22 protein-coding genes are annotated in these 19,280 nt (G+C 70.7%); 7 read left to right on the top strand and 15 right to left on the bottom strand.

Features of this window, described 5'->3' with window-relative positions; genetic code table 11:
* The first annotated feature begins 15 nt into the window (after positions 1 to 15).
* The 4 genes from atpD (at position 16) to VEA62_RS02650 (ending at position 2,639) form a co-directional block, all read left to right on the top strand.
* Entirely contained in the window at positions 16 to 1,569 is a 1,554-nt protein-coding gene (gene atpD, locus VEA62_RS02665; RefSeq protein WP_324818039.1) for a F0F1 ATP synthase subunit beta, read from the top strand.
* Between the two features lie 2 nt (positions 1,570 to 1,571).
* Positions 1,572 to 1,841 (top strand): ATP synthase F1 subunit epsilon, encoded by a 270-nt coding sequence (locus VEA62_RS02660; protein ID WP_324774559.1) that lies wholly within the window; start codon positions 1,572 to 1,574, stop codon positions 1,839 to 1,841.
* Between the two features lie 203 nt (positions 1,842 to 2,044).
* Positions 2,045 to 2,365: a multidrug efflux SMR transporter gene (locus VEA62_RS02655; protein ID WP_324818035.1), complete on the top strand. Its 321-nt coding sequence runs from the start codon at positions 2,045 to 2,047 to the stop codon at positions 2,363 to 2,365.
* A 28-nt stretch (positions 2,366 to 2,393) separates the two neighbouring features.
* Entirely contained in the window at positions 2,394 to 2,639 is a 246-nt protein-coding gene (locus VEA62_RS02650) for a DUF1272 domain-containing protein (protein WP_324818032.1), read from the top strand.
* 181 nt (positions 2,640 to 2,820) lie between these two features.
* On the opposite strand, the gene VEA62_RS02645 is transcribed toward VEA62_RS02650, so the two are convergent.
* From VEA62_RS02645 to ald, 10 genes are all read right to left on the bottom strand, one after another.
* Positions 2,821 to 3,294 carry an RNA pyrophosphohydrolase gene (locus VEA62_RS02645; RefSeq protein WP_324818029.1) on the bottom strand — a complete coding sequence of 158 codons (474 nt, stop codon included), beginning with the start codon at positions 3,292 to 3,294 and terminating at the stop codon, positions 2,821 to 2,823.
* 97 nt (positions 3,295 to 3,391) lie between these two features.
* A complete protein-coding gene (locus VEA62_RS02640; RefSeq protein ID WP_324818026.1) occupies positions 3,392 to 4,582 on the bottom strand; it encodes a divergent polysaccharide deacetylase family protein in 1,191 nt (396 codons plus the stop codon).
* A 247-nt stretch (positions 4,583 to 4,829) separates the two neighbouring features.
* On the bottom strand, positions 4,830 to 6,200 hold the full coding sequence (locus tag VEA62_RS02635) for a S41 family peptidase (protein WP_324818024.1): 1,371 nt from the start codon (positions 6,198 to 6,200) through the stop codon (positions 4,830 to 4,832).
* Between the two features lie 295 nt (positions 6,201 to 6,495).
* Entirely contained in the window at positions 6,496 to 7,581 is a 1,086-nt protein-coding gene (locus tag VEA62_RS02630) for a murein hydrolase activator EnvC family protein (RefSeq protein ID WP_324818021.1), read from the bottom strand.
* Positions 7,581 to 8,045 carry a 23S rRNA (pseudouridine(1915)-N(3))-methyltransferase RlmH gene (rlmH, locus tag VEA62_RS02625; protein ID WP_324818017.1) on the bottom strand — a complete coding sequence of 155 codons (465 nt, stop codon included), beginning with the start codon at positions 8,043 to 8,045 and terminating at the stop codon, positions 7,581 to 7,583. The genes VEA62_RS02630 and rlmH overlap by 1 nt, the downstream gene beginning before the upstream one ends.
* 23 nt (positions 8,046 to 8,068) lie before the next feature.
* Complete coding sequence (gene rsfS / locus VEA62_RS02620) at positions 8,069 to 8,488, bottom strand: ribosome silencing factor (RefSeq protein ID WP_324818014.1); 420 nt, start codon at positions 8,486 to 8,488, stop codon at positions 8,069 to 8,071.
* 116 nt (positions 8,489 to 8,604) lie between these two features.
* On the bottom strand, positions 8,605 to 9,297 hold the full coding sequence (locus VEA62_RS02615; RefSeq protein WP_324818012.1) for a nicotinate-nucleotide adenylyltransferase: 693 nt from the start codon (positions 9,295 to 9,297) through the stop codon (positions 8,605 to 8,607).
* Positions 9,298 to 9,364: 67 nt separating this feature from the next.
* A complete protein-coding gene (locus VEA62_RS02610; RefSeq protein WP_324818010.1) occupies positions 9,365 to 9,553 on the bottom strand; it encodes a hypothetical protein in 189 nt (62 codons plus the stop codon).
* A gap of 45 nt (positions 9,554 to 9,598) precedes the next feature.
* Positions 9,599 to 10,657 (bottom strand): GTPase ObgE, encoded by a 1,059-nt coding sequence (gene obgE, locus VEA62_RS02605; protein WP_324818009.1) that lies wholly within the window; start codon positions 10,655 to 10,657, stop codon positions 9,599 to 9,601.
* 254 nt (positions 10,658 to 10,911) lie between these two features.
* Entirely contained in the window at positions 10,912 to 12,030 is a 1,119-nt protein-coding gene (ald, locus tag VEA62_RS02600) for an alanine dehydrogenase (protein ID WP_324818007.1), read from the bottom strand.
* A gap of 146 nt (positions 12,031 to 12,176) precedes the next feature.
* Between ald and VEA62_RS02595 the strand changes: the two genes are divergently transcribed.
* Positions 12,177 to 12,653, top strand: a complete 477-nt coding sequence (locus VEA62_RS02595) for an Lrp/AsnC family transcriptional regulator (RefSeq protein WP_324818004.1) — start codon at positions 12,177 to 12,179, stop codon at positions 12,651 to 12,653.
* Positions 12,654 to 12,737: 84 nt separating this feature from the next.
* Complete coding sequence (locus VEA62_RS02590; RefSeq protein ID WP_324818002.1) at positions 12,738 to 13,139, top strand: hypothetical protein; 402 nt, start codon at positions 12,738 to 12,740, stop codon at positions 13,137 to 13,139.
* Between the two features lie 19 nt (positions 13,140 to 13,158).
* Here the strand turns inward: VEA62_RS02590 and VEA62_RS02585 are convergent, their stop codons facing one another.
* Entirely contained in the window at positions 13,159 to 13,635 is a 477-nt protein-coding gene (locus tag VEA62_RS02585; RefSeq protein WP_324818000.1) for an SRPBCC family protein, read from the bottom strand.
* A gap of 46 nt (positions 13,636 to 13,681) precedes the next feature.
* Here VEA62_RS02585 and VEA62_RS02580 point away from each other — a divergent pair, with 46 nt between their 5' ends.
* Positions 13,682 to 14,005, top strand: coding sequence for an ArsR/SmtB family transcription factor (locus VEA62_RS02580; protein ID WP_324817998.1), 324 nt, complete (start codon positions 13,682 to 13,684; stop codon positions 14,003 to 14,005).
* 3 nt (positions 14,006 to 14,008) lie between these two features.
* Here VEA62_RS02580 and VEA62_RS02575 read toward each other — a convergent pair whose 3' ends face one another.
* From VEA62_RS02575 to VEA62_RS02560, 4 genes are all read right to left on the bottom strand, one after another.
* Entirely contained in the window at positions 14,009 to 15,463 is a 1,455-nt protein-coding gene (locus VEA62_RS02575; RefSeq protein ID WP_324817995.1) for an NAD-dependent succinate-semialdehyde dehydrogenase, read from the bottom strand.
* 37 nt (positions 15,464 to 15,500) lie between these two features.
* Complete coding sequence (locus tag VEA62_RS02570) at positions 15,501 to 17,162, bottom strand: MFS transporter (protein ID WP_324817992.1); 1,662 nt, start codon at positions 17,160 to 17,162, stop codon at positions 15,501 to 15,503.
* 166 nt (positions 17,163 to 17,328) lie between these two features.
* A complete protein-coding gene (locus VEA62_RS02565) occupies positions 17,329 to 17,466 on the bottom strand; it encodes an entericidin EcnA/B family protein (protein WP_324817989.1) in 138 nt (45 codons plus the stop codon).
* Between the two features lie 37 nt (positions 17,467 to 17,503).
* Positions 17,504 to 19,279 carry a sensor histidine kinase gene (locus VEA62_RS02560; RefSeq protein ID WP_324817987.1) on the bottom strand — a complete coding sequence of 592 codons (1,776 nt, stop codon included), beginning with the start codon at positions 19,277 to 19,279 and terminating at the stop codon, positions 17,504 to 17,506.
* Between the last annotated feature and the right edge of the window lies 1 nt (position 19,280).

Genomic DNA, 19,280 nt, shown 5'->3' with positions numbered 1-19,280 from the left:
AACGGACCCGCACCGATGACCGACACCACCGCTCCCAAGAAGACCGCGACCCGCAAGCCGGCCGCGCCCAAGGCTTCCAAGCCCGCCGCCGCCACCGGCAACGCCGTGGTCACCGCCGGCACCGGCGTGGGCAAGATCGCCCAGGTCATCGGCGCCGTCGTCGACGTCGAGTTCGACGGCGAACTGCCGGCGATCCTGAACGCGCTGGAGACGACCAACGTCGACCAGAAGACGGGCGAGCCCTTCCGCCTGGTGCTGGAAGTCGCCCAGCACCTGGGTGAGAACATGGTCCGCACCATCGCCATGGACACCACCGAGGGCCTGACGCGCGGCCAGGCCGTGACCGACACCGGCACCTCGATCCTGGCCCCGGTCGGACCGGGCACGCTCGGCCGCATCATGAACGTCGTCGGCGCGCCGATCGACGAGGCCGGCCCGATCAAGACCCAGATGTACCGCCCGATCCACCGCGAGGCGCCTTCGTTCGAAGAGCAGTCGACCTCGTCGGAAATCCTCGTCACCGGGATCAAGGTCATCGACCTGATCTGCCCCTACACCAAGGGCGGCAAGATCGGCCTGTTCGGCGGCGCCGGCGTGGGCAAGACCGTGACCATGCAGGAGCTGATCAACAACATCGCCAAGGCGTACGGCGGTTACTCGGTGCTGGCCGGCGTGGGCGAGCGCACCCGCGAGGGCAACGACCTGTATCACGAGATGATCGAGTCCAACGTCAACGTGGACCCGTCGAAGAACAACGGCTCGACCGAAGGCTCGAAATGCGCCCTCGTCTACGGCCAGATGAACGAACCGCCCGGCGCCCGCGCCCGCGTCGCCCTGACCGGACTGGCCCAGGCCGAATACTTCCGCGACGAGGAAGGCAAGGACGTGCTGCTGTTCGTCGACAACATCTTCCGCTTCACCCAGGCGGGTTCGGAAGTGTCGGCGCTGCTGGGCCGCATCCCCTCGGCCGTGGGCTATCAGCCGACGCTGGCCACGGAGATGGGCAACCTGCAGGAGCGCATCACCTCGACCAAGAAGGGCTCGATCACCTCGGTCCAGGCCATCTATGTGCCGGCCGACGACCTGACCGACCCGGCCCCGGCCGCCTCGTTCGCCCACCTCGACGCCACCACCGTGCTGTCGCGTGACATCGCCGCCCAGGCCATCTTCCCGGCCGTGGACCCGCTGGACTCGACCTCGCGGATCATGGACCCGCTGGTCATCGGGGATGAGCACTACCAGGTCGCCCGTTCGGTCCAGGAAGTGCTGCAGCAGTACAAGGCGCTGAAGGACATCATCGCGATCCTGGGCATGGATGAGCTGTCGGAAGAGGACAAGCTGGTCGTGGCCCGCGCCCGCAAGATCCAGCGCTTCCTGTCGCAGCCGTTCTTCGTGGCCGAGCAGTTCACCAACTCGCCGGGCAAATTCGTCTCGCTTGAAGACACCATCCGCTCGTTCAAGGGCATCGTCGCCGGCGAATACGACCACCTGCCGGAGGCCGCCTTCTACATGGTCGGCGCCATCGAGGAAGCCGTCGAGAAGGCCCAGAAGCTGGCCGAGGCGGCGTAAGCATGGCCGGCAAGCTCAGCTTCTCGCTGGTGTCGCCTGAGCGCGAGGTCTTCACCGGCCTCGTCGATCAGGTCGACGCGCCGGGCGTCGAGGGCGATTTCGGCGTCCTGGCCGACCACGCGCCGTTCATGACCGCCCTGCGCGAGGGCGTGGTCACGGTCATCGACGGCGGCTCGCGCCGCCAGTTCGAGGTGCACGGCGGCTTCGCCGACGTCACCCCGGCCGGCCTGACCATCCTGGCCGAACAGGCCTCGGAAGTGGCCGCGGCGTAAGGCTAGCCGTCAATGGAAACCTGAAAGCCGGCGCCGCGATGCGGTCGCCGGCTTTTTGTTGTGCGCCGGCGGCGCTTGACCCCCGCGCCGCAGGTTCTAGATAGCCCTTCGCAAGACGAGGCCACGTCCTCGCTCCCGCGCCTGATGCTGCATCGGCGGGACCAAGTCCGGGACGGCCCGGCCCTTTGCGAGGAGGGCCGCGCGTGGCCTGGACGTATCTGATCATCGCCGGACTGCTGGAAATCGTCTGGGCCTATTTCATGAAACAGTCGGCGGGGTTCACCCGCCTGTGGCCGAGCGTGGCGACGCTGGCTTTCATGGGGGTCAGCTTCGGCCTGCTGTCGCTGGCCATGAAGTCGCTGCCTATGGGCACGGCCTATGTCGTCTGGACCGGCATCGGGGCGGTCGGGGCCTTCATTGTCGGGGTGGTCTTCCTGCAGGAGCACCTGAGTCCCCTGCGGGTGCTGGCGGCCGTGCTGGTGCTGACGGGACTGGTGCTGTTCCGGCTGGCGCCGTCACAGTGACGGTGTAGCTTCGGGGCAGGAGGCGGACATGCTCGAACTGAGACCCAACTGCGAATGCTGCGACCGCGACCTGCCGTATGACAGCGCCGAGGCGCGCATCTGCACCTTCGAATGCACCTTCTGCGCGCCTTGCGTGGACGGTCCCCTGAAGGGCGTCTGCCCCAACTGCGGCGGCGGCTTCGCGCCGCGGCCGATCCGGCCGGCGCGGCTGATGGCGAAATATCCGGCCTCGACGAAACGGGTGCTCAAGGCGGAGGGGTGCGGGGCGGCGTAGAATGGCGGGCGTGCCCCTTACCGCCGTCATCCTCGGGCTTGACCCGAGGATCAGATGTGAGGGCGGGCTGCGCCGTATGGGCGGCCCGGCGAGGGTGACCGCAAGCTTTTCGACGGAGCACCGGAGGGTCTGATCCCCGGGTCAAGCCCGAGGATGACGGGGCTGGTTGGGACTGACCGAGCTAGACCACCAGCGGGGCGAAAAGGGCCACCACCTGTTCGTAGGCCTCGCGCTTGAAGGGGACGATCAGGTCGGGGGCCTCATGCAGAGAACCCCAGCGCCAGGCGTCGAACTCGATCTCTCCGTGAGCCTCGAGGTCGATCTCGGACTCGTCGCCGGTGAAGCGGAAGGCGAACCATTTCTGCTTCTGGCCGGCGAAGCCGCGCGCCTGCTTGCTGCCGCCGTAGTCGGCCGGAAAGGCGTAGGCGATCCACTCCTCGGTCCTGGCCAGCAGTTCGGCGGAGACGACGCCGGTCTCCTCGGCCAGCTCGCGGCGGGCGGCGGCCTCGAAATCCTCGCCCTCGTCGACCCCGCCCTGCGGGAACTGCCAGTTGTGGGGCCCGGCGGTGTTGGCGCGGCGCCCGTACCAGACCCGGCCGTCCGGGTGGAACAGCACGACGCCGACGTTGGGGCGGTAGAGCGAGAGGTCGGTCATGGGGGCAGGGTCTAGGGGCTAGGGGTCAGGGAGGAAAGAGGCGCAGGTGTCGCGAGTGGCCTTCCAGCCCCAGCCCCCAGCCCCTGGACCCTAGTCCCTACCGCCCCGGCCGGTTCGCCAGAGCCGAGGCCGGGGCCAGTTGCAGGCCGCGGGCCTCGAGGCCGGCGGTCCAGCGGGCGGCGGCCTCGACGGTGACCGGATAGCTGAAGCCCGTGCCGAGGGCCGAGCCACGGGCCTTGGCGAGGGCCTCGAGCGCGTTGAGCTGGCCCATGATGGCGGTCGGGGTCTGCTGCTCGTCGACGATGCGATTGGCGCTGGCGCGGGCCCATGCGCCGGGCCGGCGGCTCATCGAGCCGTCGTCGAGGAAGGCGACGCCGCGCTGGCGCAACACGCCCATGAAGGCGGTCATGCCCTCCTCGGAGGTGGCGAAGCGGTCGCCGAGGTAGTTGGTGACGCCGAAATAGCCGGTCGCGCGGCCCAGCAGCCAGTTCATCTTCGCCTGGATGTCGGCGGCGTCGGCGCTAGCCAGCAGGGTGTAGGGGCCGGGGTCGTTGTTCGGATAGCCGGTCGGCTCCATGGGCATTTCGAGCATGACCTCGTGGCCCTGGGCCCGCGCGAGGTCGATCCAGCCCTGCAGGCCCTCGGCGTAGGGCACGAAGCTGAGTGTGACCTCGGCCGGCAGGCGCTCGATGGCGGCGCGGGTGGTGACGGCGTTGAGGCCGAGACCGCCGACGATCAGGGCGACGCGGGGCTTGCCGTTGGAGACGAAGGGACGGGCGTAGGCGACCGCAGCGACGCGGCCGTCCGGGGCGATGCGCGGCAGGGGGCCGTCGGGGCCCGGCTGGCTGAGGCCGGCGATCGGCGCGGCGGGCAGGGGGCGAGCGGCGACCCGCGGGGCGGTGACCGGTGCGCCCTCGCCGGAGACGGTGGCGCCGTCGGGCAGGGTGATGACGGCCTCGCCCATCAGGGCGGGATCGCCGCCGGCGGCCAGATCCTGGTAGACGCCCGACCCGTCGAGCGAAAAGGCCTCCAGGCCGGTGGGGACGGGCGCCGGCGCGGCGGCCGGGCGGTTGAGCGCCACCCGGGCCGAGGGGGCCCCGGCGCGCGGGTCGCCCAGCACGGTGACGAACAGGGCGGCGGCGGCGAGCAGCAGCACTCCGGCTCCGGCGACCGCGACCGGCGGCTTCCTCAGCACGCGCAGGACGGGGGCGAAGGTTTCGGACACGGAGCGGCGGGCGGGCGGAGCGCCCGCGGTGGCGGCGAGAACGGACTGGCGCTTGGCGAACATGGGCAAGAAATCGGGCGCTCGAACCGGGGTCCGCGGGACGGACTCCTTCAAGGCCCACATTGGCCGTGCGTCGGTTAAGAAAGCCTAACGCGGTGTTAGGCATCCGGGGGGGAGGCAGTAGGCAGCAGGCAGTAGGCGGCCGGGAGTTAGGGAGCGACGGGTGACAGGGGCATGCTCCGGCCCGCGCGGCAGGCCGTCCCTACTGCCTACTGCCTACTGCCTACTGCCTATTGCCTGCTGTCTCGCTTCAGGGCGTTTCGTCCGTCTCCGGCTCGACGGCGGCCATGGCCGTGCCCGGGGGGGTGACGACGATGCCTTCGGGGGCGGCCGCCAGCTGGGTCAGGTTTCCGCCGGCGCGGAGCACGTCGAACGCCCGCTCCAGCTGGTAGTCCTTGTCCTTGTCCCAGGCCTCGCCCGGCGCTTCGTGCGGCGTGTGCGGCCCCTTGCGCTCGGCCCCGATCGAGGCGTCCAGCGCCGTGGCGTAGGCGGCCTCGGAATAGATGAAGTTGGAGCGCGACACGATGCGGGCCTCGGCCTCCGAACGGGCCACCTCAAGGTCCGGCTCGATGCCGATCTTCTGGATCGAGGCGCCGGACGGGGTGTAGTAGCGCGCCGTGGTGATCGACAGGGCGCCGTCGGCGCCGCCGCGGAGCGGGATGACGCTCTGCACCGAGCCCTTGCCGAAGCTGGTCAGGCCGACGATCGTGGCGCGCTGGTGGTCCTTCAGGGCGCCGGCGACGATCTCGGAGGCCGAGGCGGAGCCGTAGTTGATCAGCACCACCACCGGCAGTCCGCCGGTCAGGTCGCCCGGACGGGCGGCGTAGCGGATGATCTGCTCGGGCGAGCGGCCGCGCTGGCTGACGATCTCGCCGCGCTCGAGGAAGGCGTCCGAGACGGCGATCGCCGCGTCGAGCAGCCCGCCGCCGTTGTTGCGCAGGTCGAGAACATAGCCCTTGAGGGCCGGGTTCTCGGTCTTGAGCCGGGTGATGGTCTCGGTCAGTTCGCGGCCGGTGTTCTCGTTGAAGGTCGAGATGCGCAGGACGCCGAAGTCGCCCTCGACGCGGCCGGTGACGGAGTCGATCTTGATGATCTCGCGCGTCAGGACGACCTCGCGCGGCTCCTCGCCGTCGCGCAGGAAGGTGACCTTGACCGAGGTGCCGGGAGCGCCGCGCAGCTTTTCCGAGACCTGGCTGACGGTCAGGCCCGACGAGTTCTGGCCCTCGATGGAGGAGATGACGTCGCCGGCCTGGACGCCGGCGCGGGCGGCGGGGCCGCCGTCCATCGGCGAGATGATCTTCACCAGGCCGCCCTCGGACGAGATGGTCAGGCCGACGCCGGAATACTGGCCCTCGGTGCGCTCGCGCAGCTCGGTGTAGCCCTTGAGCGGCAGGTAGGAGGAGTGCGGGTCCAGGGCGCCCATCATGCCCTGCAGGGCGGCCTCGATCAGCTTCTTGTCGTCGACGGGCACGACATAGTCGCGCTCGACCGTGGCGAGGGCGTCGCCGAACAGGCCGATCAGGCGGAACGCCTCGTTGCGCGGCGTCTGTCCGGCGGTCGTGGCGGCGCCCAGGCCGACCACGGTGGCGGCGGCGGCGCCGATCATCAGCAACTTGCGCATAGGCTCTTCTTCCAGCGGGCCGGGGAGGCGGCCTGAACATCATGAGTTATGAGGCCTGCGGCGACCAAATCGTGGCCGATCCTCGGTCTGCCGATAAAATCAGCGTCATCGGTGGATGGGAAGGGCGCGCGCGCAGCGGGCGAGGAATTAGGCAGGAGGCAGGAGGCAACAGGCAGGAGGCAGGAGGCAGGAGGCAACAGGCGCCAGGCGCCAGGCCAGGCAGCAGGGACACCGAGCGAGGGGGCGGGAACCGCCCGGCCATTCTTCTACTGCCTACTGCCTACTCCCTACTGCCTCACCTGAGCCACGGCGCCGGATCGACCGGGCGTTCCTCGCGGCGGAGTTCGAAGGCGATCTCGCCGTCCGGGGCGGCGCGGCCCAGCGCCTGGCCGTCGGCGACCCGGGCGCCGGTTTCGACCGCCACCTCGTCGAGGCCGGAGACGACCGCGCGCCAGCCGGGGCCGAGGTCGAGGATGACCACCTGGCCCCAGCCCTCCAGCGGCCCGGTCCAGGCCACGCGGCCGGCGGCGGGGGCGCGCGCCTCGCCGCCGTCGGCCCGCCAGCGCCAGCCGCTCGAGCCGCCGCCGAAGCGCACCGAGGGCGCGCCCTCGACGGGCGGGGTCAGGCGGTCGCGGCCGGCGGGGCGGCGGGCTGTGGCGTCCGGCGCGTCGGCGTCGACGGCGGGCACGGTCGAGCCGAGCGCGCGCAGCCGGGCCTCGAGGGCGCGCGCGGCCCGTTCGGCGGTCTCGGCCTCGGCGCGCAGGACGGCGCGAAGCCGGGTCTGGCGGGCGGCGAGGGCCTCGGCGCGGGCGCGGCGGTCGCCCTGGGCGCTCTCGGCGGTGAACAGGGCCTCGCTGTTCAGGGCGGCCAGGCGGCGGACGCGGATGATTTCCGCCTGCTGGTCGGCCAGCACCCTCGCCCGGGTCTGGAGCTCCGGGGCCATGGCCTTCATCAGTATGGCGGCGCGGACGGTGTCGACGGCCTTGTCAGCCGGGACCAGCAGGGGCGGCGGCGGGCGCCGGCTCATCATCTGCAGGGCGGACAGCAGCCGGGCCTGCCGGCCGCGGGCCTGCGACAGCCGGGCGACGAGGGCGGCCTCGCGCTCGCTGAGCGCCTTCAGACGGGCGCGCTGGGCGGAGATGGTGCGGTCCCCGGCGGCGACGTCGGCGCCGAGGGCGGCCAGCTCCCGCTCCAGCCGCGCGATCCCGGCGGCGGCGTCGGCGGCCTCGGCGCGCAGCCGCCGGGCGCGGGCCTGCTCGTCGCGGAACTCGGCGCGCAGCTGGCCGATCTCGGCCGCCCTCTCCTGTGTGCCCCGGGGCGCGGCGGCGGCCACCGGCAGGGCGGCGAGGACGAGCAGCAGGGCGAGGGGCGCGTGACGCATCAGTCCCTATGATAGGGCGATCCGGCCAGGATGGTCACGGCGCGATACAGCTGTTCCGCCAGCATGGCCCGGGCGAGGGCGTGGGGCCAGGTCTGGGGGCCGAAGGCGAGGGTCGAGGCGGCGGCGGCGCGGACGCTGGCGTCCAGCCCGTCGGCCCCGCCGATGGCGAAGGCCAGCCGCCGCTCGCCGCGGTCGCGCAGCGTGGCGATGTGGTCGGCGAAGGCGCGGCTGGAGAAGGTCGTGCCGCGCTCGTCGCAGGCGATCAGGTGGGCGCCCTCGGCGGCCTTGAGGATAAGTTCGGCCTCGGCCGCCTTGCCGGGCTTGCGCGCTTCGAGGTCGATCAGGTCGAGGGGGCCAAGGCCGAGCGCCCGTCCCGCCAGGGTGGCGCGTTCGGCGTAGTCGGCGGCCAGGGTCGCCTCGGGGCCGCGCCCCGGCTTGCCGATGGCGATGACGGCCAGCTTCATTGGCCAAACACCCTGAAAGCGGTCTAGGCGCGGGCGTCGACGCGGTGGCCGCTGTCGACCGACCAGATCTTCTCGATATTGTAGAAGGCGCGGACTTCCGGGCGGAACAGGTGGACGATGACGTCGCCGGCGTCGAGCAGCACCCAGTCGCAGTGCGGCAGACCGGAGACCTTGACCTTGCCGAGGCCCTGTTCCTTCAGCGTGCGCTGCAGGTGGTCGGCGAGGGCGCCGACGTGGCGGTGCGAACGGCCGGAGGCGATGATCATGGTGTCGGCCATGGGGCTCTTGCCCTTGAGGTCGATCAGGACGATGTCCTGCGCCTTGTCCTCGTCGAGGCGCGACAGGATGGCCTGTTCCAGCACCGTGGAGCCGACGGGAAGGGGAGCCTGGTGACCGTTATCCGGGGGACCGTCTTCGGAATGGATGGGCGCGATGGGGTCCATCTCGTGCGCCGTGTTGGAAACGGCGCTGTCTTGCGCATCGTGCGCGGGCGAGGGGGTCAGCGGAAGGCTCCAGGGAGATTACTAAAGCGGCAGTCTAGCACGGACGGGCCGGGGCGTCACGCCTTGCGCCGGGCCGTGTCGGCGTCGGCCCTGGCCCGGGCCCTCAGGGCGGTCGAGGAGCGGGGGTTCAGCGGGGCCGTGAGATAGGTCCAGGCGGGCGCCTCCAGACCGGGCAGCAGCCGGGCTTTCGAGGCCGGGACGCGGGCGGCGGCGAAGCGGGCGGCGGCGGGGGCGGTGCGGCTGTCCAGTTCCGAGCCCGGCCGGGCGATCACCGCCACGGGCATCATCCGCATGATGTCGGTCCAGCCGCGCCAGCGGTGGAAGGTGGCGAGGTTGTCCGAGCCCATCAGCCAGACGAAGCGCACCCCGGGATGGCGCGCGGTCAGGGCGCGCAGGGTGTCGACCGTCCACCGTGTGCCGACGCGGGTCTCGAAATCCGAGACGACCATGGCCGGCCCGGCGGCGGCGTGGGCGGCGGCGGCGCGGGCGGAGGCCATGCGGTCGGCCAGCGGGGCGCTGTCGCGGGCGTCCTTCAGGGGGTTCTGCGGCGACACCAGCCAGACGACCCGGTCCAGGCCGAGACGGCGCAGGGCGGTCTCCGCGACATGGGCGTGGCCGTCGTGGGCCGGATTGAACGAGCCGCCGAACAGCCCGACCTTCATGCCCGGCCGGAGATCGAGCCCGTCGCGCAGCGCCCCCCGTCGGGGACCGGAGACTCGCGGGGCGGGGCCGGCGTGGAAGAAGGGCAAGGCGGGCTCGCGCGGGGCTTATGCTCAGCGGCGCCATAACACGCCCGGCGCAGGGTGTCGCCTCTGCTCAGCCCGGCCGCTTCCTGAAGGTGTCGCCGACCTCCGTGGCGTCGGGACCATCGGGGCCGGCGGTCTGTTTTTCGCGCTCGGCGTTGCGCTTGACCGCGGCGTCGGAGGTCGAGGCGTCTGGCCGGCCGAGCGGAATGGCGCCGTTGTCGTCGCGGCCTTCGGTCTGGATGGGCTTCTGATCGGTCATGGCGGGCTCCTTTCGTGAAGAAGCGACGCCGGCGGCCCGGGTTCCCTAGGGCGCCCAGCCGCCGGGGGTCTCCACCACGGTCTCGTCCGTTTCGGCCGGGGCGATCTCGCCGCGGTTCTTGCGGACCTCGGTCCAGGCGGCGCGGAGAAGTTCGGTGACGCCTTCGCCGGAGACGCCGGAGACCAGCATCGGGCGCTTGCCGGCGACTGCTTCGAGCTCGGCGGCCCTGGCCTCGCGGGTCTCGGGATCGAGGGCGTCGATCTTGTTGAGGGCCAGCACCTCGGGCTTGTCGGCGAGGCCGGCGCCATAGGCCTCGAGCTCGTGGCGGATGATGCGGTACGCCTTGCCGACGTCCTCTTGGGTTCCGTCGATCAGATGGATCAGACAGCCGGAGCGTTCGACGTGGCCGAGGAAGCGGGTGCCGATGCCGGCGCCCTCGTGGGCGCCCTCGATCAGGCCGGGGATGTCGGCGATGACGAACCGCTCGGTGGGCGACAGGTCGACCACGCCGAGGTTTGGCACCAGCGTCGTGAAGGGGTAGTCGGCGATCTTGGGCCGCGCGGCGCTGGCGGCGGCGAGGAAGGTCGACTTGCCGGCGTTGGGCAGGCCGGCGAGGCCGACGTCGGCGATCAGCTTCAGCCGCAGCCAGATCCAGCGCTCCTGACCTTCCTGGCCGGGGTTGGCGTAGGCGGGGGCCTGGTTTGAGGGGCCCTTGAAGCGGACGTTGCCCCAGCCGCCGTTGCCGCCCTTCAGAAGCAGCTCGGTCTTGCCGGCGACGTCCATGTCGAGCAGCACGGTCTCCTTGTCCTCGTCCAGCACCTGGGTGCCGACCGGGACCTTGAGGATGACGTCCTCGCCCTTGGCCCCGTGCATCTGGCGACCCATGCCATGGACGCCGGTCTGGGCCTTGAAATGCTGCTGGTAGCGGTAGTCGATCAGGGTGTTCAGCCCCTCGACCGCGGTGATCCAGACGTTGCCGCCATTGCCGCCGTCGCCGCCGTCAGGGCCGCCGTTGGGAATGAACTTTTCGCGCCGGAACGAAACGGCGCCCGCGCCGCCGTTGCCGGAGCGGATATAGATCTTGGCCTGGTCGAGGAACTTCATCGCGGGACTTCTTCGGTGCGCTACCGCTCGCGACGCGGTCGCTCGCTGCTTGAGCGCGGCTTATGCCGGAAGAGAGCGGCGAATTACAGGCACCCACCGTCCTTCTCCCCTTGCGGGAGAAGGTGGCTCGCGAAGCGAGACGGATGAGGGGTCGCTCCGGATGCAGTGCGAGGCCCCTCACCCGACCGCACAAGGACGACGGCTGCGCCGCCGTGCGCGGTCTCCCTCTCCCGCAAGGGGAGAGGGACGCGTTCTCAGCCCTTGGCCCAGACGCCGAAGGGATCGCTCCACGGCATGTCCAGGGCCTCGGCCACCGCGGGATAGGTCAACTCGCCCTTGAGGACGTTCAGGCCGCGGGCGAGGTGCGGGTTCTGCTTCAGCGCCTCCAGCCCCTTGTCGGCGAGGGCCAGGCCGAAGGGCAGGGTGGCGTTGTTGAGGGCTTCCGACGAGGTGCGCGGGGCCGCGCCCGGCATGTTGGCGACGCAGTAGTGGACCACGCCGTCGATGACATAGGTCGGGTCCTCGTGGGTCGTGGCGTGGCTGGTCTCGAAACAGCCGCCCTGGTCGATGGCGACGTCGACCAGAACCGAGCCGGGCTTCATCTGCTTGAGGTGTTCGCGCTTGATCAGCTTGGGCGCCTCGGCCCCGGGGACCAGAACGGCGCCGATGATGACGTCGGCCTTGACCATCTCCTCCTCGATCGCGCCGATCGAGGAATAGCGGGTGATGACGCGGCCGTTGGTGACCTCGTCGATATAGGCCATGCGCGGGATCGAGCGTTCCAGCACGACCACCTCGGCGCCCAGGCCCATGGCCATGCGGGCCGCGTTGAGGCCGACGACGCCGCCGCCCAGCACCAGCACGCGAGCCGGGGCCACGCCGGGGACGCCGCAGAACAGCAGGCCCATGCCGCCGTTGTGCTTGAGCAGGGTCTCGGCGGCCGAGAAGACGGCGATGCGGCCGGCGACTTCCGACATCGGGGCCAGCAGCGGGAGCCCGCCCTGGGCGTTGGTCACGGTCTCATAGGCGATGGCGGCGCATTTCGAGGCGATCAGCCCCTTCGTCTGCTCGGGATCCGGCGCGAGGTGCAGGTAGGTGAAGAGGATCTGGTCCTCGCGGAGCATCTCCCACTCGACCTTCTGCGGCTCCTTGACCTTCACGATCATGTCGTTGTCGGCGAAGATGGTCTTCGCATCGGCGACGATCTGCGCGCCGGCCTTCTTGTAGTCGGCGTCGGTGAAGCCGGCGCCGAGGCCCGCTCCGGTCTCGATCGAGACGGTGTGGCCGTGGGCCACGTATTCGCGCACGGCGGTCGGCGTCAGGCCGATGCGGTGCTCGTTCTTCTTGATTTCCTTGGGGACGCCGACGCGCATGGGAGGTTCCTCTTCCGACGGGGTGCGGGCGCGCTCTGCGGCGGCCTCGCGTCGGGCGGCAATCTAGCGAGGGAGGGCGCGCAGGTTCCTGTTCTTTTCGGCGACTGAACGGCGTACATTCGCAGAATCTGCGAACGAGGCCGACTTTGAAGACCATTTCCGCCGTCGCGCTCGATGACACCGACCGCAAGATGATCCGCGCCCTGCAGGGGGACGGACGGATGACCAACGCCGACCTGGCGCGGACCGTGAACCTGTCGGAGAGCGCCTGCCTGCGGCGGCTTCGGGCGCTGGAGGCGGCCGAGGTGATCAGCCGCTACGCCGCCATCGTCAACGAGCGCGCGGTGGGGCTGCCGATCAGCGTCTTCGTCACGGTGACCCTGTCGTCGCAGTCGGAAGCGGCCCTGACCGCCTTCGAAACAGCCATCGCGACGGTGCCGGAGGTGGTCGAGTGCTATCTGATGACCGGCGGCTCGGACTATCTGCTGCGGCTGGTGGTGCGAGACGTCGACGACCTGGAGCGGGTGCACTCGAGGGAGCTGACGCGGATCCCGGGGGTGACGCGGGTGTCGTCCAGCGTGGCCATGCGGACGGTGGTCAAGCGCGGGGCGCTGCCGGTTTGAGCGGGCATCCGCCGACCCCGACGCGTTCGGGTTGAACGCGTTTGACACCATGAGGCCGAAGGGCGCTCTATCGATGGCGTGACGATGCACGAGAACATCGCTGTCTGGAGCGATCGCGAGCCCACGCTCGACGAGGAGCTCAGTGCGCTCGGCGAAGAAGACATCTTCGACATGGCGAACCTCGGAGAGGCCCAGACCGGGGTCCCGGGTGTGATCCTCATCTCGACCGCCATGGGCTCCCACGGCCCGCGCGTGAAATACTATCTGAAGGCAGGACGTCATCAGCCAAGCTTCTCCGTCGCCGTCAGCCCTGAACCGAGAGTGGTCGCCAACAGCCTGCCCGAACGGGACCTCGCGCGCATGGCTGCACCCGTGATCGCGTGGGTGGCCGCCAACCATGATGCGTTGGCTCGGTTCTGGTGGGACGGACCCGACTGGATGAACGACGAGGTTCAGGGCTTCATCGCCGGGCTGAAGAAGGTCTGAGCTCGGCCGCTGTGTGGTCTCAGACGTAGAAGCCCTCGCGCAGGTTGATCCCGTGTTCGACCCAGGCCTTGAGGGCGGCGAGCATCTGCGACCAGCCCTGACAGTTGCCGAAAGCCGCCTTGAGGCCCGTGGGCGTCTCGCGCCAGCCGCCTTCCTCGATGGTGACCAGGGTGCGGCCGTCGTCGAGAGGCTCGAAGGTGAAGACCACGGTGGTCATATAGGCGGCGCGGACGACCGGGTCGCCGTCCTCGGGCGGACCCTCGTTGGCCTCCCATTTCAGGACGATGCGGCGGTTCGGTTCGACCTCGACGACCTCGACCGGAAAGGCGCCGGGGAAGTCCGCGAACTCCCACTGAACGGTCTTGCCCGTCTCCAGCCGGCCGACGGCCCCGCCGGTGGTGAAATAGGCGGACAGTCTCGCCGGATCGGCGACCGCTTCGAACACCTCTTCTACGGGGCGGCCGATGCGGCCCGACACCTTGAACCTGAGATCCATCGGTCTTGCTCCTTGTTCGCGGGCCATAATGTTATATTCTTATAACATGTCAAGCGAGGCGAATCAGGACCGGGTTTTCAAGGCGTTGTCCGCGGGAGTGCGGCGGGCCCTGCTGGACGCGCTGAAGGACGCGCCGCAGACCACGGGCGCGCTGTGCGAGCGCTTCCAGCCGCTGGACCGATGCACGGTGATGCAGCATCTCAAGGTGCTGGAAGGGGCCGAGCTGATCATCGTCCAGCGCAAGGGGCGCGAGCGGTGGAACCACCTCAATCCCCTGCCGATCAAACAGGTCCACGACCGCTGGATCGGTCCGCACGCCGCCCGCGCGGTCGAGGTGCTGGATCGGTTGAAGACCGACCTCGAGGGCTGATCCCTAGCGCAGCGCCAGGGTGACCTGTTTGATGTCGACGTATTCGTCGATGCCGTGGATCGAGCCCTCGCGGCCGTAGCCGGACTGTTTGACGCCGCCGAAGGGGGCGACGGCGGTGGAGATGATGCCGGTGTTGACGCCGCACATGCCGGCCTCGATGCGGCGGCCGATGTGCATGGCGCGGTCGAGGTCGCGGGTGAAGACGTAGGAGGCGAGGCCGAACTCGCTGTCGTTGGCCTTGTCGAGAACCTCGTCCTCGCTGTCGAAGGCGAAGACGGGGATCAGCGGGCCGAAGGTCTCCTCGCGGCGGAACAGGGCGTCGTCGCCGCCGAGGGTCACCGTCGGCTGGAAGAAACGGCCGCCCAGCGCATGAGGCTCGCCGCCGGTCAGCACCTCTCCGCCCGCGGCCCTGGTCAGGGCGAGGTGGTCCTGGACCTTGCGGACAGCCTTGTCCTCGATCAGCGGGCCGACCTTGACGCCGGGTTCGAAGGCGCCGCCGACGGGGATCTGCGCCACCGCCTCCGCCAGTTTGCGGGCGTAGGCGTCGGCCACGGAACGCTCCACATAGACGCGGTTGGGACAGACGCAGGTCTGGCCCGAGTTGCGGAACTTGCCCCGGATGGTCTCGGCCACGGCGAGGTCGAGGTCGGCGTCGGCGAAGACGATCAGGGGCGCGGCGCCGCCCAGCTCCATCGACACCCGCTTCAGGGTCGGGGCGCACTGTTCGGCCAGCAGCCGGCCGACCGGGGTCGAGCCGGTGAAGCTGAGCTTGCGGATCAGGGGGGAGGCGGTCAGCACGCCGCCGATGGTCGCCGCGTCGCCGGTGACGACGCTGAGCACGCCCTTGGGCAGGCCGGCCTGATACGCCAGTTCGGCCAGGGCGATGGCGGTGAAGGGGGTCTGGCTGGCGGGCTTGACCACGGCGGTGCAGCCGGCGGCGAGGGCGGGCCCCAGCTTGCGGGTCAGCATGGCCGCCGGGAAGTTCCACGGGGTGATGAAGGCGCAGGGTCCGACCGCCTCGCGGAAGGTCAGGATGACATGGCCCAGCGGGCTGTCCTGCGTCTCGCCGATCAGGCGCTCGGCCTCGCCGGCGAACCATTTGATGAAGCTGTTGGCGTAGGCGACCTCGCCCCTGGCCTCCTCGAACGGCTTGCCGTTCTCGAGCGCCATCAGGGCCCCGAGCCCCTCCGCATTGTCGTCGATCAGCCGGGCCCAGTCGCGCAGGAAGGCGGCCCGCTTGTGCGGATCGGAGCGGGACCAGGCGGGGAAGGCGTCGTGCGCGGCCTGGATGGCGCGTTCGGTGTCGGCGGCCCCGAGGTCGGGCACGTGGCCGATGATCTGGCCCGTAGCGGGGTCGTCGACGGCGATACGGGTCTCCGAGGTGACCGGCTCGCCCGCGATGAGGGCGTGCTGGCGCATCAGGTCGAGGCCGGCGGCGCGGCCCTTGGCGTCTGGCATGGTCTTCGTCCGGCTGGGGAGGCGTGGAAGCAACGCCTCAGGTCTGGATCGTGTTCAGATCCCGGCCCCGCGTCTCCGGCAGCCAGAGCAGGCTGACGACGACGGCGAGCAGGGTGAAGGCCACCGAATACCACAGGCCGAAGTAGATGTTTCCCGACGCCGCCACCAGGGCGAAGCTGGCGGCGGGCAGCAGGCCTCCGACCCAGCCGGTGCCGACGTTGTAGGGCAGGCTCATGGCGGTGTAGCGCACCCGCGTGGGGAACAGCTCGACCAGGGCGGCGGCCTGCGGGCCGTACAGGGCCGTGGCGGCGACGATGAAGACCATCAGGATGGCGAACATCAGGGGCAGGTTCATGCGGGCGGGGTCGGCGCGTTCGGGGTAGCCGGCGGCGACGAGGGCCGCCTTGACGCGGGTCTCGACGTCGGCGCGGGCCGCCTTGAGCGCGGCGGGCGCGAGGCCCTCGCCCTCGACCGAGGCGATTTCGGCCCCTCCGACCCGGACGGTGGCGACGCTGCCCGCCGGGGCGCTGACGTTGGCGTAGGAGACGCCGGCGTTGGACAGAACGCTCTTGGCGATGTCGCACGAACTGGCGAAGGCGGCCTTGCCGACCGGGTCGAACTGCAGGGCGCAGGAGGCCGGATCGGCCACCACGGTCACCGGGGCCGAGGCCTGGGCCGCGACCAGCGCCGGATTGGCCGCCCTGGCGAGGGCGTGGAAGCCGGGGAAGAAGGCGATCAGGGCCAGCAGCATGCCGAACAGCATCACCGGCTTGCGGCCCACCCGGTCCGACAGCCAGCCGAAGAAGACATAGAGGGCGGCGGACACCACGGTCAGCCAGAACATGATCATGTCGACCGTGGCGACCTCCACCTTCAGGAATCGCTCCATGAAGGTGCGGGTGTAGAAATAGCCGCAGTACCAGACCGCGCCCTGGGCGATCATGATCCCGAACAGGGCCAGCAGCACGAAGCGGCCGTTGTTCCACTGCAGGAAGGCCTCGCGCCAGGGCGCGCGCCGTTCGCCGCCCTCGGCCTCCATGCGGCGGAAGGCGGGGCTTTCGCCGAGCCGCAGGCGGATCCACAGCGAGATGGCCAGCAGCAAGGCCGACAGCAGGAAGGGTATGCGCCAGCCCCATTCGTCGAAGGCCTCGGCCCCGACGATCTGGCGGGTGACGACGATGACGCCCAGGGCGCCGATCAGGCCAAGCGCCGCGGTGGTCTGGATCCAGCCGGTCAGGAAGCCGCGCCTTTCGGCCGGGGCGTGTTCGGCGACATAGATGGCGGCGCCGCCGTATTCGCCGCCGAGGGCGAAGCCCTGCAGGACGCGCATCAGGATCAGCAGGATCGGGGCCGCGACGCCGATCTGGTCATAGCCGGGCAGCAGGCCGATAGCGACGGTCGCCACGCCCATGATGGTGATGGTCACCAGGAAGGTGGCCTTGCGTCCCGTCCGGTCGCCGAACCAGCCGAACACCAGGGCGCCGAGCGGCCGCACCACGAAGCCGACGCCGAAGGTCAGCAGGGCCAGGATGTAGCCGGTCGTCTCGCCGACCTCGGCGTAGAAATGCCGGGCGATGACCGCAGGCAGCGATCCGAAGATGAAGAAGTCGTACCATTCGAAGGCGGTGCCGGCGGCCGAGGCGGACACCACGGTCTTCAGGCCGGGCCCCGACGCGGTCGCGGCGGTCTGGTCGGTCATGGTCGCATTCCCCCGCATCGTCCCCGGCGGGGATGCTAGCGCCGCGGCGGCGGCGTGCAAGCGCGCGCGGCGTCAGACAAGCGAAGGCCCGCCGGCGGGGGGGAGCCAGGCGGGCCTTCTTCGACCGAACCGCGTGTCGGGGGAGAGCCGCGGCCGGGAACCGAACTCAGGTCTTGGCGTCTTCCGCCGCACCCGTCACGGCGTCGCCAGCCGCGGAGGCGTCGCGGCCCACGCCCGAAATGGTGTTGCAGGCGGCGGTGGTGAGGGCCGCCGCGGCGGCGAACAGAACAAATATCTTCCGCATGTTGCGATCTCCTGGCGCCCGGGGAGCGGCGTACGCATCAAGAACGTCGGGGCGCGGGGCGGGTTCCAAGATCGGCGGGGTCCGTCGGCGTCACGGCCTCGGGCGTGGCGAAGGTCATGCGGGCGATGGTCCCGCCGCCCGGGGCCGGGACCAGCTCGACCTCGCCGCGCAGCTGTTTGGCGAAGGCGCCCATCAGGGTGCGGCCGACGCCGGCGCGGAAGGTCTCGCTGACGCCCGGTCCGTCGTCCTCGACCTCGAGGACGCTCGTCTCGCCCTCGACGCGGAACCGCACCTTCAGCGCGCCGCCGCGGCCGGCGAAGGCGTGCTTCTGGGCGTTGGTCACCGCCTCGACGAGCCACAGGGCGAGGGGCGCGAGCTTGTCCGGATCGACGACGAGGGAGTCGGCCTCGACCGACGAGGTGACCACCGCACCGCGGCCGGTTTCGCTGGCCACCAGCTGTCCGACCAGTTCGGTCAGAAAGATGCGGGCGTCGGCGTAGCGCAGGTCGGCGCTCTGGTAGAGGGTGCGATAGATCAGGGCGAGCGCGGAGATGCGCTGGCGGGTGTCGCCGACGGCGGCCTTGGCCTGCGCGTCCGAAAGGGCGCGCTGCTGCATCGACAACAGCGACGAGATGATCTGGAGGTTGTTCTTCACCCGGTGATGGATCTCGCGCATCAGCGCGTCCTTCTCCTCGAGCGAGGCGTTCAGGGCGGCGTCGCGGGTGGTGATGGTTTCGGCCAGATCGTCAAGGGTGCGGGCGAGCACGCGGATTTCCGCCGGCGCGTTCATCGCCTGGACAGGCCGCACCGAGAAGCGGCCGCGCGCATAGATGGCGGCCACCCGCTCCAGATAGACCAGCCAGCGCACGACGATGCGCTCGGACACCCACATCACTGACAGGAAGGCGATCAGCCACGCCAGCAGCGGGACCATGAACGCCCCGACGGGGTTCAGCCGCGCCCAGGAGAGCAGGCCCGGCGCGGGAGCGGACAGCAGGGCGTAGACATCGCGCCCGGCCAGTGCGGCCCCGGCGAAGACGCGACGGCGGCCGTCGGCGTCGTCCGCCTCGAAGATCGCCGAAGCGTCGCGCCGGGCCCGGTCGACCCAGCCTGTGACGCCGCCGCCGCCCGCCAGGGTGAAGGCTTCCACATCCGTCGCGGTCAGGATCCGCCCCTCGCCGTCGGTCAGCGCCGCCTGCGAGCCTTCGGGCAGGGCCCGGTCGGCAATGTCCGGCTGCAGGGCGGACAGCGGGATGACAGCGATCATGGCGCCGTCGAAGGCGCCGAGCGGCCGCTCCAGCCGGATGGCCACGATCAGGCCGGGCGCCTCTCCGGCGCGGACCGGCGCGCGCGCCAGCACCGTGTCCTCGCCCTCCATGAGCCGCTGGAACCAGGGCGAGGCGCGCGCGCCGGTCAGCCAGGCCGGCGAGGGGGCCGTCAGCCCCTGGGAGGCGCAGGCGGTCTGCCCCGTGGGTGTGAGCCGGGCCAGACCTTCCAGTCCGTCGATGCGCTGCACCAGGGAGGTGAGCCGCGGCTCGCAGAACAGCTCGAGGGCCTCGGGCCGAAGCGCCTGGAGCAGTACGGAGGTGCTGTCCAGCCGGCCCTTGACGTTGGCCGCCGTCCGCTCGGCGGCCAGCTGCAGGTCGTCGCGCCGCTGCTGGTCCTGGACGCGGAACTGGGCGTCGGCCTGGAAGGCCCCGAGCGCGAGCACCGGCAGGAGGGCGAAGGCGAGCGCGGCTCCGAGCCTGAAGCGGATGCCCTGGAATTGGGGGGGAGCCAGACCCCGGCCGAGCGCTCGCCCGAGACGGACCACT

It is taken from the genome of Brevundimonas sp. (assembly GCF_035627475.1).
Classification (GTDB): domain Bacteria; phylum Pseudomonadota; class Alphaproteobacteria; order Caulobacterales; family Caulobacteraceae; genus Brevundimonas.
This window is presented reverse-complemented; position numbering and strand designations above follow the sequence as displayed.

What these genes read in the sequence shown, in the direction of transcription:
- VEA62_RS02580 (WP_324817998.1), top strand. Translation starts at nt 13,682, where the DNA reads ATGTCAAGCGAGGCGAATCAGGACCGGGTTTTCAAGGCGTTGTCCGCG.
- rlmH (WP_324818017.1), bottom strand. Translation starts at nt 8,045, where the DNA reads ATGAAGCTGGCCGTCATCGCCATCGGCAAGCCGGGGCGCGGCCCCGAG.
- atpD (WP_324818039.1), top strand. Translation starts at nt 16, where the DNA reads ATGACCGACACCACCGCTCCCAAGAAGACCGCGACCCGCAAGCCGGCC.
- VEA62_RS02585 (WP_324818000.1), bottom strand. Translation starts at nt 13,635, where the DNA reads ATGGATCTCAGGTTCAAGGTGTCGGGCCGCATCGGCCGCCCCGTAGAA.
- VEA62_RS02630 (WP_324818021.1), bottom strand. Translation starts at nt 7,581, where the DNA reads ATGCGTCACGCGCCCCTCGCCCTGCTGCTCGTCCTCGCCGCCCTGCCG.
- VEA62_RS02570 (WP_324817992.1), bottom strand. Translation starts at nt 17,162, where the DNA reads ATGACCGACCAGACCGCCGCGACCGCGTCGGGGCCCGGCCTGAAGACC.
- ald (WP_324818007.1), bottom strand. Translation starts at nt 12,030, where the DNA reads ATGCGCGTCGGCGTCCCCAAGGAAATCAAGAAGAACGAGCACCGCATC.
- rsfS (WP_324818014.1), bottom strand. Translation starts at nt 8,488, where the DNA reads ATGGACCCCATCGCGCCCATCCATTCCGAAGACGGTCCCCCGGATAAC.
- VEA62_RS02640 (WP_324818026.1), bottom strand. Translation starts at nt 4,582, where the DNA reads ATGTTCGCCAAGCGCCAGTCCGTTCTCGCCGCCACCGCGGGCGCTCCG.
- VEA62_RS02660 (WP_324774559.1), top strand. Translation starts at nt 1,572, where the DNA reads ATGGCCGGCAAGCTCAGCTTCTCGCTGGTGTCGCCTGAGCGCGAGGTC.
- obgE (WP_324818009.1), bottom strand. Translation starts at nt 10,657, where the DNA reads ATGAAGTTCCTCGACCAGGCCAAGATCTATATCCGCTCCGGCAACGGC.
- VEA62_RS02635 (WP_324818024.1), bottom strand. Translation starts at nt 6,200, where the DNA reads ATGCGCAAGTTGCTGATGATCGGCGCCGCCGCCGCCACCGTGGTCGGC.
- VEA62_RS02650 (WP_324818032.1), top strand. Translation starts at nt 2,394, where the DNA reads ATGCTCGAACTGAGACCCAACTGCGAATGCTGCGACCGCGACCTGCCG.
- VEA62_RS02565 (WP_324817989.1), bottom strand. Translation starts at nt 17,466, where the DNA reads ATGCGGAAGATATTTGTTCTGTTCGCCGCCGCGGCGGCCCTCACCACC.
- VEA62_RS02575 (WP_324817995.1), bottom strand. Translation starts at nt 15,463, where the DNA reads ATGCCAGACGCCAAGGGCCGCGCCGCCGGCCTCGACCTGATGCGCCAG.
- VEA62_RS02590 (WP_324818002.1), top strand. Translation starts at nt 12,738, where the DNA reads ATGCACGAGAACATCGCTGTCTGGAGCGATCGCGAGCCCACGCTCGAC.
- VEA62_RS02610 (WP_324818010.1), bottom strand. Translation starts at nt 9,553, where the DNA reads ATGACCGATCAGAAGCCCATCCAGACCGAAGGCCGCGACGACAACGGC.
- VEA62_RS02645 (WP_324818029.1), bottom strand. Translation starts at nt 3,294, where the DNA reads ATGACCGACCTCTCGCTCTACCGCCCCAACGTCGGCGTCGTGCTGTTC.